This is a genomic window from Paenibacillus puerhi (assembly GCF_009846885.1).
Taxonomy (GTDB): Bacteria; Bacillota; Bacilli; order Paenibacillales; family NBRC-103111; genus Paenibacillus_G; species Paenibacillus_G puerhi.
In genome coordinates this window covers 44,899-58,465 of sequence record NZ_WUWM01000027.1, presented here as the reverse complement: position 1 = coordinate 58,465, position 13,567 = coordinate 44,899, and the positions used below count along the sequence as shown (strand labels likewise).

At 57.5% G+C, this 13,567-nt stretch carries 11 protein-coding genes; 5 read left to right on the top strand and 6 right to left on the bottom strand.

Annotated features, from left to right (window positions below; all coding sequences use genetic code 11):
* Positions 1–66: 66 nt before the first annotated feature.
* The 3 genes from GSF01_RS21835 (at position 67) to GSF01_RS21825 (ending at position 6,463) form a co-directional block, all read left to right on the top strand.
* Positions 67–2,988, top strand: coding sequence for a 2-oxoglutarate dehydrogenase E1 component (locus GSF01_RS21835; RefSeq protein WP_159887422.1), 2,922 nt, complete (start codon positions 67–69; stop codon positions 2,986–2,988).
* Between the two features lie 6 nt (positions 2,989–2,994).
* On the top strand, positions 2,995–4,317 hold the full coding sequence (odhB, locus tag GSF01_RS21830; RefSeq protein WP_159887421.1) for a 2-oxoglutarate dehydrogenase complex dihydrolipoyllysine-residue succinyltransferase: 1,323 nt from the start codon (positions 2,995–2,997) through the stop codon (positions 4,315–4,317).
* Positions 4,318–4,471: 154 nt separating this feature from the next.
* Entirely contained in the window at positions 4,472–6,463 is a 1,992-nt protein-coding gene (locus tag GSF01_RS21825; RefSeq protein ID WP_159887420.1) for an ATP-dependent DNA helicase, read from the top strand.
* Between the two features lie 27 nt (positions 6,464–6,490).
* On the opposite strand, the gene GSF01_RS21820 is transcribed toward GSF01_RS21825, so the two are convergent.
* From GSF01_RS21820 to GSF01_RS21805, 4 genes are all read right to left on the bottom strand, one after another.
* Positions 6,491–7,840, bottom strand: coding sequence for an LLM class flavin-dependent oxidoreductase (locus GSF01_RS21820; RefSeq protein ID WP_159887419.1), 1,350 nt, complete (start codon positions 7,838–7,840; stop codon positions 6,491–6,493).
* A 47-nt stretch (positions 7,841–7,887) separates the two neighbouring features.
* Positions 7,888–8,718, bottom strand: coding sequence for an amino acid ABC transporter substrate-binding protein (locus GSF01_RS21815; protein ID WP_201305462.1), 831 nt, complete (start codon positions 8,716–8,718; stop codon positions 7,888–7,890).
* Between the two features lie 56 nt (positions 8,719–8,774).
* Positions 8,775–9,446: an amino acid ABC transporter permease gene (locus tag GSF01_RS21810; protein ID WP_159887418.1), complete on the bottom strand. Its 672-nt coding sequence runs from the start codon at positions 9,444–9,446 to the stop codon at positions 8,775–8,777.
* A gap of 116 nt (positions 9,447–9,562) precedes the next feature.
* On the bottom strand, positions 9,563–10,459 hold the full coding sequence (locus tag GSF01_RS21805; protein ID WP_159887417.1) for a LysR family transcriptional regulator: 897 nt from the start codon (positions 10,457–10,459) through the stop codon (positions 9,563–9,565).
* 289 nt (positions 10,460–10,748) lie between these two features.
* Between GSF01_RS21805 and GSF01_RS21800 the strand changes: the two genes are divergently transcribed.
* Together GSF01_RS21800 and GSF01_RS21795 are read left to right on the top strand one after the other, a co-directional pair.
* Positions 10,749–11,105, top strand: a complete 357-nt coding sequence (locus GSF01_RS21800; RefSeq protein WP_159887416.1) for a hypothetical protein — start codon at positions 10,749–10,751, stop codon at positions 11,103–11,105.
* Positions 11,106–11,167: 62 nt separating this feature from the next.
* Positions 11,168–11,725, top strand: a complete 558-nt coding sequence (locus tag GSF01_RS21795; RefSeq protein WP_159887415.1) for an OsmC family protein — start codon at positions 11,168–11,170, stop codon at positions 11,723–11,725.
* Positions 11,726–11,854: 129 nt separating this feature from the next.
* Here the strand turns inward: GSF01_RS21795 and GSF01_RS21790 are convergent, their stop codons facing one another.
* Together GSF01_RS21790 and GSF01_RS21785 are read right to left on the bottom strand one after the other, a co-directional pair.
* Positions 11,855–12,712, bottom strand: a complete 858-nt coding sequence (locus GSF01_RS21790; protein WP_159887414.1) for an ABC transporter permease — start codon at positions 12,710–12,712, stop codon at positions 11,855–11,857.
* Entirely contained in the window at positions 12,709–13,557 is an 849-nt protein-coding gene (locus GSF01_RS21785) for an ABC transporter ATP-binding protein (RefSeq protein WP_159887413.1), read from the bottom strand. Before GSF01_RS21785 ends, GSF01_RS21790 begins: the two co-directional genes overlap by 4 nt.
* Between the last annotated feature and the right edge of the window lie 10 nt (positions 13,558–13,567).

The following is a 13,567-nucleotide window of genomic DNA, read 5'->3' as shown; positions in this document are numbered from 1 at the left end:
ATGATCTATAATGAAAGATCGGTCCATGAACCGAAACCTATAAACCAAGACGGAGGGAAAGCAACCATGGCACCGACGAACCAGCAAGCTTGGGATCCGTGGGCAGCGTACTATGGGCCCAATCTGGGTTACATTCAAGAGCAATACGAAAGGTACTTGGCAGATCCTCAGTCCGTAGGAGCGGATTACCGGGATCTGTTCGAGCGTTGGGGGGAGCCGCCCGCTTCCGACCCGCAGGAAACTGCCGCTCAACCGGCGCCTTCATCCGTGCAGGCCTCAACGCCGGAGCGCTCCTCGGCTGCCGGCCGGGACGCTGCTGTCAGCGGTCAGCTGCTTCAGAAAGCGGTAGCTGCCGGCAAGCTCGTTTGGAATATCCGTACGTACGGACATCTCGCCGCGGATATCGATCCGCTCGAGATCAGCGCCGAGGCGGATGTTCAGCTGCTTGAGCCTGAATATTACGGCATTACGCCAGCCGATCTGGCGGCTCTGCCCACTGAGCTTGTATGGGACGGGCCGCATCCCGAAGTCGGCGACGGATGGGCTGCCATCCAATTGCTCCGCAAAGCGTATACCGGTACGATAGCGTTCGAATTCAGCCATGTGCATGACGAGAAGGAAAGAAAGTGGCTGAACGAGCAAGTGGAGTTCAAGCTCCCTCAGTTTGCGCTGGATGAGCAGGAACGCAAAGCGCTGCTCACGAGGCTTCTGGAGGTCGAGCAGTTCGAGGATTTCCTTCACCGTACGTTCGTCGGACAGAAACGGTTCTCCGTGGAAGGTACCGATGCGCTTGTGCCTCTCGTCGATGAAATTGTCCGTGAGCTCGCCTACGACGGCTCTACCGATATTCTGATGGGGATGGCCCACCGCGGACGGCTCAATGTGCTGGCTCATGTGCTGGGCAAGCCGTACAGTAAAATTTTCTCCGAATTCCATCATTCGGCCAACCGCAACCTGATCCCGTCGGAAGGCTCGATGGGCATCAATTACGGCTGGACGGGCGATGTCAAATATCATCTAGGGGCCAACCGCTCCGTCAGATGGGGCGAAACTGCCCGGGCCCGGCTCACCTTGGCGAATAACCCGAGTCACCTGGAGTTCGTCAATCCGGTAGTCGAGGGCTTCACCCGTGCGGCACAGGATGATCGGACACAGCCCGGCTATCCGGTACAGGATGTAGCTAAAGCTGCAGCGGTGCTGATGCACGGCGACGCCGCTTTCCCCGGAGAGGGCATTGTAGCGGAAACGCTGAACTTCAACAAGCTCAACGGGTATCGCAACGGCGGGACCGTCCATATTATCGTGAATAACCGGCTTGGCTTTACAACGGAAAGCCATGATTCCCGCTCGACGCATTACGCCAGCGACTTGGCCAAGGGCTATGAGATTCCGATCGTCCATGTGAATGCGGATGATCCGGAGGCGTGCCTGGCAGCCGCGCGGTTGGCTATCGAATACCGGCATTTGTTCAAGAAGGATTTTTTGATCGATCTGATCGGATACCGGCGGTATGGGCATAATGAGTCGGATGACCCGGAAACGACGCAGCCGCTTATTTATACGAAGGTCAGGAATCATCCTACCGTCAGCACGCTTTATGCGCAGAAACTAGTCCGTGAAGGTCTGATGACGGCCGAACAGGCGGAGAAGATTAAGCTGGACATTCAGACCCGGCTGAGAGAAGCCTATGACGAGGTTAAGCAGCGTGACGGCCAGGAACCCGTAACCCAGAAGCCGGAGCTCGCCGAGCCAGGTGAAATAAAAGCGCTCCGTACAGGGGTTCCCCTGGAGAGGCTGAGGGAGATCAATGCCGGTCTGCTGAGCTGGCCGGAGTCCTTTAACGTATACCCTAAGCTCAAGAAAATTTTGGAGCGCAGAGCCACCTCGCTTAACGATGGCGAGAAGGTCGACTGGGGGCATGCCGAAACACTGGCCTTTGCTTCCATACTCGCAGATGGCAAGCCGATCCGTATCAGCGGCCAGGATGTGGAGCGGGCGACGTTCGCTCATCGCAACCTGGTGCTGCACGATGTCAAAAACGGCAGCGTCTACAGCCCGCTGCATCAGCTGCCGCAGGCGAAGGCTTCGTTTGCAATCTACAATAGCCCGTTGTCCGAGGCGTCGGTACTGGGCTTCGAATACGGCTACAACGTATATGCGCCGGATACGCTCGTGATCTGGGAAGCGCAGTATGGAGACTTCACCAACGCAGCGCAGGTAACCATCGATCAGTTCATATCGGCGGGGCGCTCCAAATGGTCGCAGAAGTCGAGTCTCATCATGCTGCTGCCGCATGGCTACGAAGGCCAGGGCCCTGAGCATTCCAGCGCGCGGCTGGAGCGTTTCCTGCAGCTGTCCGGCGAAGATAACTGGATGGTCGCGAATCTGACCAGCGCGTCTCAATACTTTCACCTGCTTCGCCGTCAGGCGTCGCTTACGGAAAGCGAGCGCGCCCGTCCGCTCGTGCTGATGGCGCCGAAGAGCTTGATCCGCAACCCGCGGGTGGCTTCGGATAGCATCGAGTTCAGCGAGGGTTCCTTCCGCCCGGTGCTGGAGCAGCGCAATCTCGGAGGACGGCCTGAGCAGGTAGAGCGAATCATTCTCTGCACAGGCAAGATCGCCGTCGATCTGGAGGAGGCGCTGGACAAGGAGGCGGATAAGAGCTGGGATTGGCTCCATATTATCCGCACGGAGCAGCTCTATCCTTTCCCGGAAGAGGAAATTCGCCGCATACTGGCCCGCTTTCCGAAGGTTCGGGAGCTTCTATGGGTTCAAGAGGAGCCGCGGAACATGGGCGCATGGAGCTACATGGAGCCTCGTATTCGGGCTATTGCTCCCGAAGGGGTTCGTGCCGTCCGTTACGTCGGCCGCCCGGAACGCTCCAGCCCGGCCAGCGGCTATCAGAACGTGCACAGCTACGAGCAGCAGCGCATTCTATCGGTTGCGCTTAGTCCGAGCTCGGAAGTCATTACAACCACTGGGAGGTAAAGCGCCGTGAGTGAAATCAAAGTACCTGAAATGGGTGAGTCCATCACCGAAGGAACGATCTCCAGATGGATCGTACAGGAAGGCCAGTCCGTGAAGCAGGGTGATTTGCTGCTGGAGCTGGAAACCGACAAAGTAAATATGGAAATTAGCGCCGAGCAAGACGGCGTGATCGATAAAATTCTGAAGCCGGAAGGCGAGACGGTGCAGATCGGCGAAGTCATCGGCACTATCCTTGTAGGCGCGGCTGCTGCTCCATCCGGCGGAGCCCCTCTGGATACTGCGGTCGGCGCTGCCAGCGCCGCTCCGCAAGCCGGAGCTGCTCCCGCAGCTGCTGAAGCGGCTGGCAAGCAGGCTGCTTCTCCAGCCGCGGCTCGCGACGAAGCCGGCGGAGACGGCGGTCATCTGTCCGCTTCGCCTGCAGCCCGCAGGCTTGCCCGCGAGAAAGGAATCGACGTAGGCCAGGTGGCGGCCCATGATCCGATCGGCCGCTTATACGAGACCGACGTCCGGAACGCGGCATCCGGCAGCCCATCCATTCCGGCCCGTGCCGGACAGGCCGCCCCTGCGGTGAGCGTAACTCCGCCTGCCGCTGCCGGCCAAGGCGCACAAGCGAACGCTCAGCCCGGCAAGCCGGCTCAGCGGAAGCGGATGTCGCGCCGTCGTCTGACCATCGCTAAGCGTCTGGTCGAGGCACAGCGTACGGCGGCGATGCTGACCACCTTTAACGAGGTGGATATGACGGCCATCCTCGATATCCGCAAGCGGCGCAAGCAGTCGTTCCAGGAGAAGAACGATGTGGGCCTCGGCTTCATGTCCTTCTTCACCAAGGCCGTTGTCGGCGCGCTGAAGAAGTTCCCGCTGCTGAATGCCGAGATCGATGGCGAAGACATTATCGTCAAGGAGTTCTATGATATCGGCATCGCGGTATCGGCCAAGGAAGGTCTTGTCGTTCCGGTCGTGCGCAATGCGAACCATCTCGGCTTCGCGGAGATCGAGAAGAAGATTGCCGAGCTCGCAGGCAAGGCGCGCAGCAACTCGCTCGATATTTCCGAGCTGCAGGGCGGCACCTTTACGATAACGAACGGGGGCGTATTCGGCTCGCTGCTGTCGACGCCTATACTTAACGCTCCTCAAGTAGGTATTCTGGGCATGCACAAAATCCAGCTTCGCCCTGTGGCGATAGATGCGGAGAGAATGGAGAACCGCCCGATGATGTACATCGCGCTCTCTTACGATCACCGGATCGTGGACGGCAGCGAAGCGGTCAGCTTCCTGGTCAAGGTCAAGGAACTGCTTGAAGATCCCGAAACCTTGCTGCTCGAAGGCTAGAGCCCTCTCATGCAACCCGCCTTATAAGCTTCCTCAGCCTAGCGGCTCGTTCGCTAGGCTGTTTACTTTGTTCCAATTGCCTTTTGACCGATTCCGTGCGATAATACAGGATTCGATTATTTGACCAAAATCTTTTTTGTGGAGGCTACAAGCCGTGAGCCGATATCCTTTTGCCTATGACCATTCGAGGCCGTTCGTTCAACAGGCCGGGGAATGGATTGCCGATGTGTTCTACGATACATTGCCTGAATCCGGCTTCGAGGTGCGAGACGAACAGATTTATATGGCCTATCAGGTCGAACGCGCGTTTGCCGAGAAGCGGACGATTTTTGCCGAAGCCGGGGTGGGTACAGGCAAAACGCTCGTTTATTTACTATATGCCGTCTGTTATGCCCGCTATCAGAGGAAGCCGGTCGTGATCGCGTGCGCCGATGAGTCGCTTATCGAACAGCTGGTCAAGCCGGAGGGCGACATCGCCAAGCTGTCGAGGTACCTGAAGCTCGATATCGATGCGAGACTGGCCAAGTCGCCGGATCAGTATACCTGTTTGAACAAGCTCGACGAGGCCCGGTTCGGCCATGAGGATGTGCAGGCGTACCGGGAATTGTACGAGAGCCTGCCTGATTTCGTGCATATGCGGGAAGCTCTGCAGTCCTTCCATGCGTATGGGGACCGCAAGGATTATCCGCATCTGAACGATACCCAGTGGAGCCGGATCAGCTGGGATGCGTTTCAGGATTGCTTCGTGTGCAGCCAGCGCCACCGGTGCGGACAAACCTTATCGCGCGATCATTACCGGCGGTCGGCCGATCTGATCGTGTGCTCGCATGATTTCTATATGGAGCATGTCTGGACCTACGAGGGCCGGAAGCGCGAAGGGCAGCTGCCGCTGCTGCCGGAGCACAGCGCTGTCGTGTTCGATGAAGGGCATCTGCTGGAATCCGCGGCTCAGAAGGCGCTGACGTATAAGCTCAAGCATGTCGTATTCGAGGACCTGATCATCCGTCTGCTGAAGGGAGAGGTTCGCGAATCGTTCGCGATGCTGATCGAGGATGCCATCGCTCAGAGCGAGGCGATGTTCGAGGTGATCGAGCGTCAGGCTAGCCCCGTCCCTGGCTCCGAGCGGAAGGAGATCGCCGTCAATGATCGCTTGCTGGAGGAGGTCAGACGGTTTCAGGAGATTCTGTCGAATGTCGAGGACGAGCTGGTGTTCGAAAGCGAGCTGTTCACGCTGGACGACTATCAGCTGAAGATTGTCGAGGAGCATCTGGAAATGATGCAGAAGGCGCTTAGCCTGTTCAGCCGGACGGAAGGTCTGATCTGCTGGGCGACGGACAGCGTGAACGGCCTGACGCTGGTCATCATGCCGCGCCTCGTGAAGGAAGTGCTGCGCGAGCGGGTGTTTTCCCAGCACATGCCGATCGTCTTCTCCTCGGCGACGCTCTCCGTAGAGGGGACCTTCGATTATATCGCGGACAGCCTCGGTACAGGAGACTGTTTATCGTTCTCGGTCGCCTCGCCTTACGATTACGAGGGTCAGCTTGAAGTCGTCGCACCGGCATGGGCCTATCGGGGCACGTTCTCCGAGAAGATGAAGACGGCCGTCTCCTTACTGCTCCGGACCGGCGGCAGGGCCCTCCTCCTGTTCCCCGGGAAGGATGAGCTGCAGCGGTTCAAAAGCGAGATCGTCCATTATGCGGAATGTGCGGACATGCGCTTTCTGTTCGAAGGGGACCGCGAGATCAGCAATCTGATCTCCGCCTTCCAGCAGGACGAGCGCAGCGTGCTGTGCGCCTCCAGCTTATGGGAAGGACTGGATATCCCGGGCCCCTCGCTATCGGGCGTGATCATCTGGTCGCTCCCCTTTCCTCCGAAGGACCCGGTGTTCGAGGCAAGAAGACAGGCGGCGGCCGACCCGTACGAGGAAATCGATCTGCCTTATATGCTGCTGCGTTTGAAGCAGGGGATGGGTCGGCTGATCCGTTCGCGCCAAGACCGGGGCATCGTCGCTATCTTCAGCGAGGAACTGCACGCTTCGGACGAGCTGCGTTCGCGCATCGAGGCTTTGCTGCCGGACGGCGTAAGGCTGAAGCGGCTGGATGAGCTGGAGTTTGCGTTGACGGATACGCCAGCCGGATTGAAATAAAGATAAGGGCGTGTACGCGGCCCCGCTCTACACGCGATGCAGAGTCGCCTGAGCATACCGGTTGACGGGCCGCGGCAGCCCCAGATGCTCCCGCAGCGTATCGCCCTCATAGTCGGTGCGGAACAGCCCGCGCTCCTGCAGCAGTGGCACGACGAGCCGGATGAAGTCGTCCAGGCCGTCCGGCAGCAGCGGGCACATCAGCATAAATCCGTCGGCGGCCCGCTCGCGGTACCAGTGCTCGACACGGTCCGCGACCTTCTCCGGCGTGCCGATGAATTCCTCGACGCCGAATGAGCCCGTCAGCAGCGAGTAGAGCTCCCGGAGAGTCGGGTTGGTCCGGCCGATCAGCGGCTGACGCTGCTTGAATTCGAAGCGGACGTCCTCCAGCAGGTGAAGACCGATGTCGGCGGCTCCGGTCTGCAGATGGAAGGGACTGAAGTCGAAGTTATTATGGAAATAGTCAGTCAGAAAACGGAAAGCATGCTCCCACGTAATCAGCGATTCCAGGTATTCGAACTTCTCGCGTGCGATCGCTTCCGTCTCGCCGAGGATCGGTGAAATGCCCTGGAAGATAAATACATCCTCCGGCGAGCGTCCCGCGGCGGACGCTTTGCTTTTGAACGAGGCATACAGCTCCTTGGCGTCCTCGATATTGTTCTTATGCGAGAAGATCACCTCGGCATGGCCCGCGGCGAAATTCTGTCCGGCTTCCGAGGAGCCTGCCTGGACGAGAATGGGCCGTCCCTGGGGGGACCTTCCGATATTCAACGGGCCCTGCACGGCGAAAAACTCGCCTTCATGATTCAGCCGGTGGAGCTTGGATCGGTCGTAGAACCGCCCGTTCTCTTGGTCGTAGAGGAAGGCGTCGTCCTCCCAAGTATCCCATAACCCCAGCGTGACCTCGACGAATTCCTCCGCCCGCTTGTAACGCAGGCTATGCTCGAAGTGCTCATCCCGTCCGAAGTTGCGGGCCGTATTGCCGGACAGGTCGCGGGTTGTCACGATGTTCCAGCCTGCCCGCCCCTTGCTGAGATGGTCGACAGACATGATCATGCGCGCGAGGTTGAACGGCTCGATATACGAGGTGGAGGCGGTGGCGACCACCCCGATTTTCGTAGTGGCGCCGGCCAAGGCGGTGATGAGCGTGATCGGCTCAAAGCGGTTCAGAATATTCGAATGCGATTCCTCGTTAATCGCGAGACTGTCGGCGATGAAGACGAAGTCGAGCTTGCCCCGTTCGGCGGTTTGAGCGAGCTGCTTGTAATAGTCGATATTGTGGCTGGCATTCGCCTGAACCTTCGGATGACGCCAGGAGGCGATATGCATGCCTGTGCCTACCAGGTAGGCGGATAGCTTGATGGGAGCTCTGTTGGTCATGGGTACACCCGTCTCCTTACTTCTGATTTAGTAGAACGGCCGACAGACTACTTCTTGCTGCTGCCGCTTTCCGTAATGTCGCCGCCGAACCATTTCTCCGATATTTCCTTCAGCTTTCCAGCGCTGCGGAGATCGTCGATGGCTTTGTCGAAGTCCGCGATGATAGAATCATTCTCTTTATTCTTATGGAAAGGGAACCCGACGGCCTTCTCGCCGAACGGCTCACCCGCCAGCTTGAACGGCAGCGATTTTTCTTTAATCTGCACAAGCAGAGACTCCCTGCCCGCAACATAAGCGTCGATCCGTCCAGCTTCCAGATCCTTGTAGGCGACCTCCGGTGTTTCGTAGGTGATGAGCTGAATCTCGCCTGCGGGGTCATTCTCCTTCAGCACGTTCGCATAGTTTTGGCCGAGCGCCGCTCCGACCTTCTTACCCTTAACGTCCTTCAGCGATTGAATGGCGTTGTTGTCCTTCTTGACGAGCAGTTGAGCGCCGGAGAAGGAATAGGGCTTCGTGTAATTGTACTTCTGCTTCCGTTCCTCCGTAATGGCGAAGTTGCGCACCGTATCGATCTTGCCGACCTCAAGCTGCCCGACGATCCCGTTCCAGTCGGCAAGGGACCATTCGATCCGGTAGCCGGCTTTGGTGGCGATGGCATTCACGATGTCCACGTTGAAGCCCTTGATCTCATTGCCTTCCTTGAACGTATAAGGGTAGGAATCGGGCTGCCCGCCGACCTTGATCGTTTTGACCTCGGCGGCAGAGGCCGTTGCGGCAGGCGTGTCTGGCGAAGCGGCGGGTTGGGCGGGCCTCACTCCGCAGGCGGTTAGCAGCAGTAGAGCAGAGGTAAGGATTAGGGTGAAAGGGCGGATGTTCATCGGTTGTAGGCTCCTTTGGTCGTGGTAATGTGAAGGTATACGGCCCGTAGAGAGGGTCATCGGTTATACGGCTTGCTTAATCGGTGCTCCAGCCAAGCCTGAAGGCGGCTGTACACGATCGTCAGCGCCCAGTAGATGAGGCCGACGACGAAGTACACTTCGAAAAATTTCATGGAAGAGGAGGACAGCATCTTGCCCTCCGCCAGCAGCTCGGTCACGCCGAGGGTGAAGGCGAGCGACGTATTCTTGATCATGCCGATGAAGATGTTGCCAGTACCCGGCAAAGCGTTGACTACGGCCTGGGGCAGTACGATACGCCGAAGCAGGGCAGGATAAGACATGCCTACCGAGTATCCCGCCTCCAGCTGGCCACGATCCACTGAATCGAGCGCAGCCCTGAAAATCTCAGCGAGATAAGCGGAGGTGTTCAGACTCAATCCGAGAATAACGGCATTGAAGGCGCTGATCGAATTGAAGCCCTCATAGATCTGGGGCAGCCCGAAATAAATGATAAACAGCTGCACCAGCACCGGCGTCCCGCGGAAGAAAGAGATGTACATGCCGGAGAGCTGGACAAGAATAGGGGTCTTGCTCTTGATCACAACCGCGAGCAGTAAGCCGAGCGCCACGGCAATGACCATGGCTAGCACCGCCATCAACATCGTAATGGGCACATAGCGTAGCAAATCAGGTAGGATCGTCCAAACATAAGCCATATCGAACTGCATCTGTTACACCGCCACCGTTGCTGAAATGTGAAGTCATAAGCTTCATGATTAAACCAATTTAATCGATCGGTATAAAAGGTTATTGGAATATACTGTATCACTGCCTCCTGAGGCCGTCAATCATTAGCCCTATAAGGAAATTTGATATGAGATTCAAGCAATTCAATCAATGCCTCGCGGTACAGCGGGACCGATTCCTTAAGCGTAATCAGCGTGGTGGGATGGGATAAATGGGCGACGGATGTGATCGTGATGGGCTTCAGCCGTCCGTCGGCAAGCTCCTTGCGGATGCACAGCTCAGGCAAGAAGCCTACGCCCGCACCGTCGCTCACCAGCGACTTGGCTGCCTCCAGATTATCCAACTGCGCTTCGATACGGGGGACTGTTCCCGACGATTCGAACATGCGATGAAGGGCAGTCCAATCCAGCGAGCCGCATTCGTAGAAGACGATCGCTTGACTGGCCAATTCCTTCAAGGTCGCCGTTTTTTTCGCGGCAAATGGATGGTCAGGGCGGACGGCGAGTACGATATGATTTTCGAACAAGCGGGTTGCCTCGATATTTGGATGTGTCAAGCTTTTCACAAGTCCATATTCGAGCTCTTTGTTGAGCAATTTCTCGAGAATTTGCTCGTTCGTATCGGTGACCAGCTTGAATCGGACATCAGGATAACGTTTTCGGAATAAAGGGAGCAGATCGGGAATGACATATTGGGAAAGCAGAGACGTGCAGCCGATCCGCAGCACATCCGGGGATGCGCTTTTGCGCAGATGCTTGATGCTTTTTCGGTACGTGCCCAGAATTTGCTCCGCATAGGGGAGAAATTGCTTCGCATCCTCGCTGAGCGAGATCAGCTTGCCATTGCGCTCGAACAGCTGCAGATCAAGCTCCCGTTCCAGAGATTGGATGCGGGCGGTAACGGCTGGCTGGGAGAGAAACAACGCATGGGCCGCTTTCTTGAAGCCGCCGAAATGTACCACGTAAATAAATGCCTCAATATTCTCGATATTCATGTGGGATTATCAGCTCCTTCGGGAAACAGATCTATGTCTGTATATTATCCATATTATTCCGATAAGTATAGTTAAAATTATTAGGCGGGATGTATTGACAGATAAAGGAAGTTGCCGTACTATTTAAATTAGGAATTAATTAAACCTAATTCATAGGAAAAGTTGGTTTTAGTTGACCGGTAATCTGGAAACTAAGTGTTTCTCTTGCTGAGCAAGGGATGCATTTAGTTTTTTTTGTTGAGGGCGATAGGGCCGGAGCGGGAGTCGAGTTGCGGAGAGGAGAGGAAGGATGAAGCAGGGGAGATATCGGAGAATCAAAAGACTGGCGCTTGCACTTGCCCTCGTATGGACGGTTAGCCACTTGGATGCCGAGCCGCTATCGGACGGTAAGGCCGGTGGCGATGTTTCTAAGGCTTGGATAGTTCAGACGGCGGATGCGGCGCAGGAGAACGGCTCCACAGGTGCCGCCCAAGGTCCGGAGGAAGGGAAGAGTGCCTTCCACTCGGTAGAAGACATCGGCGAAGCTTCCGCTTCTGCCAAGCCGCAGACCAGGGGTGAGCCTGAAGCGTGGCTGTCCGTTCTGATAGCCGCAGGCTTCATAGGTACGGTCTATGCGAGAAGGGTGCTGGCGCTTCAGCGGATGTAGGAACGGACCTTCAGAATGGCTGTCTAGGTATACGCTACTTTTAGGGAAAAGGAGAGAGGACGATGAGCGATTTAAACGGTTATTTGAAGGAAAAGCGGGCGGCTGTGCTGCGTAGGGAGGAGGAACGGATCCAGCGTACGGATCGGGCTGAATCGGCTGTTCTGACGGCACGCGTCCGCGCAAAGGGAAGAACCGGGGTGCGGGAGATTCGCATCCGGGATTTTCAGATCATCAGCGACAGCGATCCCGACTTCGCAGGCTTCAATCTGGGGCCGAACTCGGCGGAAATTCAGCTTGGCGTATTGGGCAGCTGCCTGACCCATGTGACGCTGATTCAGGCGGCGTCTCTGGGCGTTCCGTTGAATGCGTTGGAGGTCGAAATTAACGGCGAGCTGCATCCCTATGCGGGCAAGCCGGGGTATGAGCATGTTCCGTTCTGGCCGCATCATATCCGCTATACGCTTCATATCGACTCCCCGGCCGAAGCGGGGCGGATCGAAGAGTTGTACGAAGCTGTCGAACGGGTATGCCCTATTCTGAATTTGCTGGCCAACCCGCAGCAGATCACCGGGCATATCGTACATACGACGGCCAGCGGCGGTTCCGTCCTTGCGACTTAAAGCCCGCAAGGCGCTCCGCCTAAAATATAAAATACCCGCTCGTCCTGCTGATGCAGACGGAGCGGGTATTTGGGTTGGCGAGCATGTCGGCCCTAGTCCTTCGGCCAGGAAGAACGGTGGAATCTGCGATTAGCGTCTCCAGGGGATGATCCATTGCTCCAGCGCGTCGAGCAGGACGGTGGATATCCCCCCGAGCATCGCGATGACCATCAGGCCGGCATACATATCCTGGACCGCGAAGACATTCCACGAGCTCCAGATGAAATAGCCGACGCCCGACTTGGCTCCGACGAATTCCGCCGCCATGATGACTAGCAGCGCAATGCCCATGCCCAGCTTGAGGCCGGTAAGGATCAGCGGCAGCGCGCCGGGAAGCGCCACATCCCGGAAAAACAGCCAGCGGCCGGCCTGAAAGTTGCGGCCGACGTCCAGATAAATGCCCGGAATATTGGTGACGCCTGCCAGCGTATTGATCAGCGTCAGGTAAACGACGGAAATCGCGATGACCATTACCTTCGATGTCTCGCCGATACCGAAGATGATCAGAATCAGCGGCAGCAGGGCCAGCTTGGGCACGGGGAATGTGGCATTGACCAGAGGCATGATGGCCGCCCGTATGAGGGGAGACAGCCCCATGATCAGTCCAAGGACGACTCCCGGCAAAGCCCCCCACAGAAAGCCGATGGCAATGCGTCTCAGGCTTATGCCCAGATGCAGCCACATTTCCCCGCTTTCGAACAGGCGGAGCAGATTGGCGAGCACTGTCGTCGGGGCAGGGAAAAAACGGGCATCGATGGCGCCCAGACGCGAGGAGGCTTCCCAGATGGCAAGGAGCAGCAGCGGCGATAGCACGGAAACGAGCCGAGTGACGGACCTGCGGCGCGACCAGGGAACGCTGCGCCGTTCGGAGGCCAGCTCGATCAGGGTGTCGGGCGTGCGGGACACTGCTTTTTGCGGCACCGCCGTTTCGGAAGCGATGTCGATCATCGGGCGCCTCCTTTCCCGGGAGCGTGAAGGGGGGGCGGTGCTTCTTCTTGGCGCAGCAGCTGCCAGATGTGCCGGAAAAGCTGGCCGAAGGCCGGATGCGCCCGAACGGACTCCACCTGGCGAGGGCGGGGAAGGCCGACATCGATAACCTCGAGGATGCGGCCGGGTCTGGCGCTCATAACCACGATGCGATCTGACAGCAGGATTGCCTCATCGATGCTGTGCGTGACGAAGAGTACGGTCTTGCGGGACTCCTCCCAAATCCGCAGCAGCTCTTCCTGCAAGATGAGCCGATTCTGCTCGTCCAATGCGCCGAACGGTTCATCCATCAATAATATTTCCGGATCATTGGCGAATGCGCGGGCCACGGATACCCGCTGCTTCATGCCTCCGGATAACTGGTGAGGCAGCGCTTTTTCAAATCCGGCCAGTCCGATTTTACGGATAAACTCATCGGCTTTCGCGTGGCGCACCTTGCGGGGAACTCCTCTGGCCTTCAGTCCGAACGCAATATTGTCCCGGACCGTCATCCAAGGGAAAACCGACTGCTCCTGGAATACCATGGAGGTAAGCGGGGGGCGGCCAACCAGGACAGCCGGAGCAGGACCGGCTGCACCGCCGACTGCCGACTGTCTGATCCAGATCTGTCCTTCCGTATGCCGCTCCAGCGCTCCGGCGATGCGCAGCAGCGTTGTCTTCCCGCAGCCTGACGGCCCGACCAGGGAATAAAACTTCCCATCGGGCACCTCCAGCGATACCCCCTCAAGCGCAGTTACTTGCATGCCTCTGGTTTCATAGCGCTTCACCAGAGAATCGATCCGAATCTTCCAGCTTTCCGTCGTCATCGGGCTCTTC

Coding starts and splice junctions, on each gene's coding strand:
- GSF01_RS21835 (WP_159887422.1), top strand. CDS start 67: ATGGCACCGACGAACCAGCAAGCTTGGGATCCGTGGGCAGCGTACTAT.
- GSF01_RS21820 (WP_159887419.1), bottom strand. CDS start 7,840: ATGACCAACAGAGCTCCCATCAAGCTATCCGCCTACCTGGTAGGCACA.
- GSF01_RS21815 (WP_201305462.1), bottom strand. CDS start 8,718: ATGAACATCCGCCCTTTCACCCTAATCCTTACCTCTGCTCTACTGCTG.
- GSF01_RS21810 (WP_159887418.1), bottom strand. CDS start 9,446: ATGCAGTTCGATATGGCTTATGTTTGGACGATCCTACCTGATTTGCTA.
- GSF01_RS21805 (WP_159887417.1), bottom strand. CDS start 10,459: ATGAATATCGAGAATATTGAGGCATTTATTTACGTGGTACATTTCGGC.
- GSF01_RS21800 (WP_159887416.1), top strand. CDS start 10,749: ATGAAGCAGGGGAGATATCGGAGAATCAAAAGACTGGCGCTTGCACTT.
- GSF01_RS21795 (WP_159887415.1), top strand. CDS start 11,168: ATGAGCGATTTAAACGGTTATTTGAAGGAAAAGCGGGCGGCTGTGCTG.
- GSF01_RS21790 (WP_159887414.1), bottom strand. CDS start 12,712: ATGATCGACATCGCTTCCGAAACGGCGGTGCCGCAAAAAGCAGTGTCC.
- GSF01_RS21785 (WP_159887413.1), bottom strand. CDS start 13,557: ATGACGACGGAAAGCTGGAAGATTCGGATCGATTCTCTGGTGAAGCGC.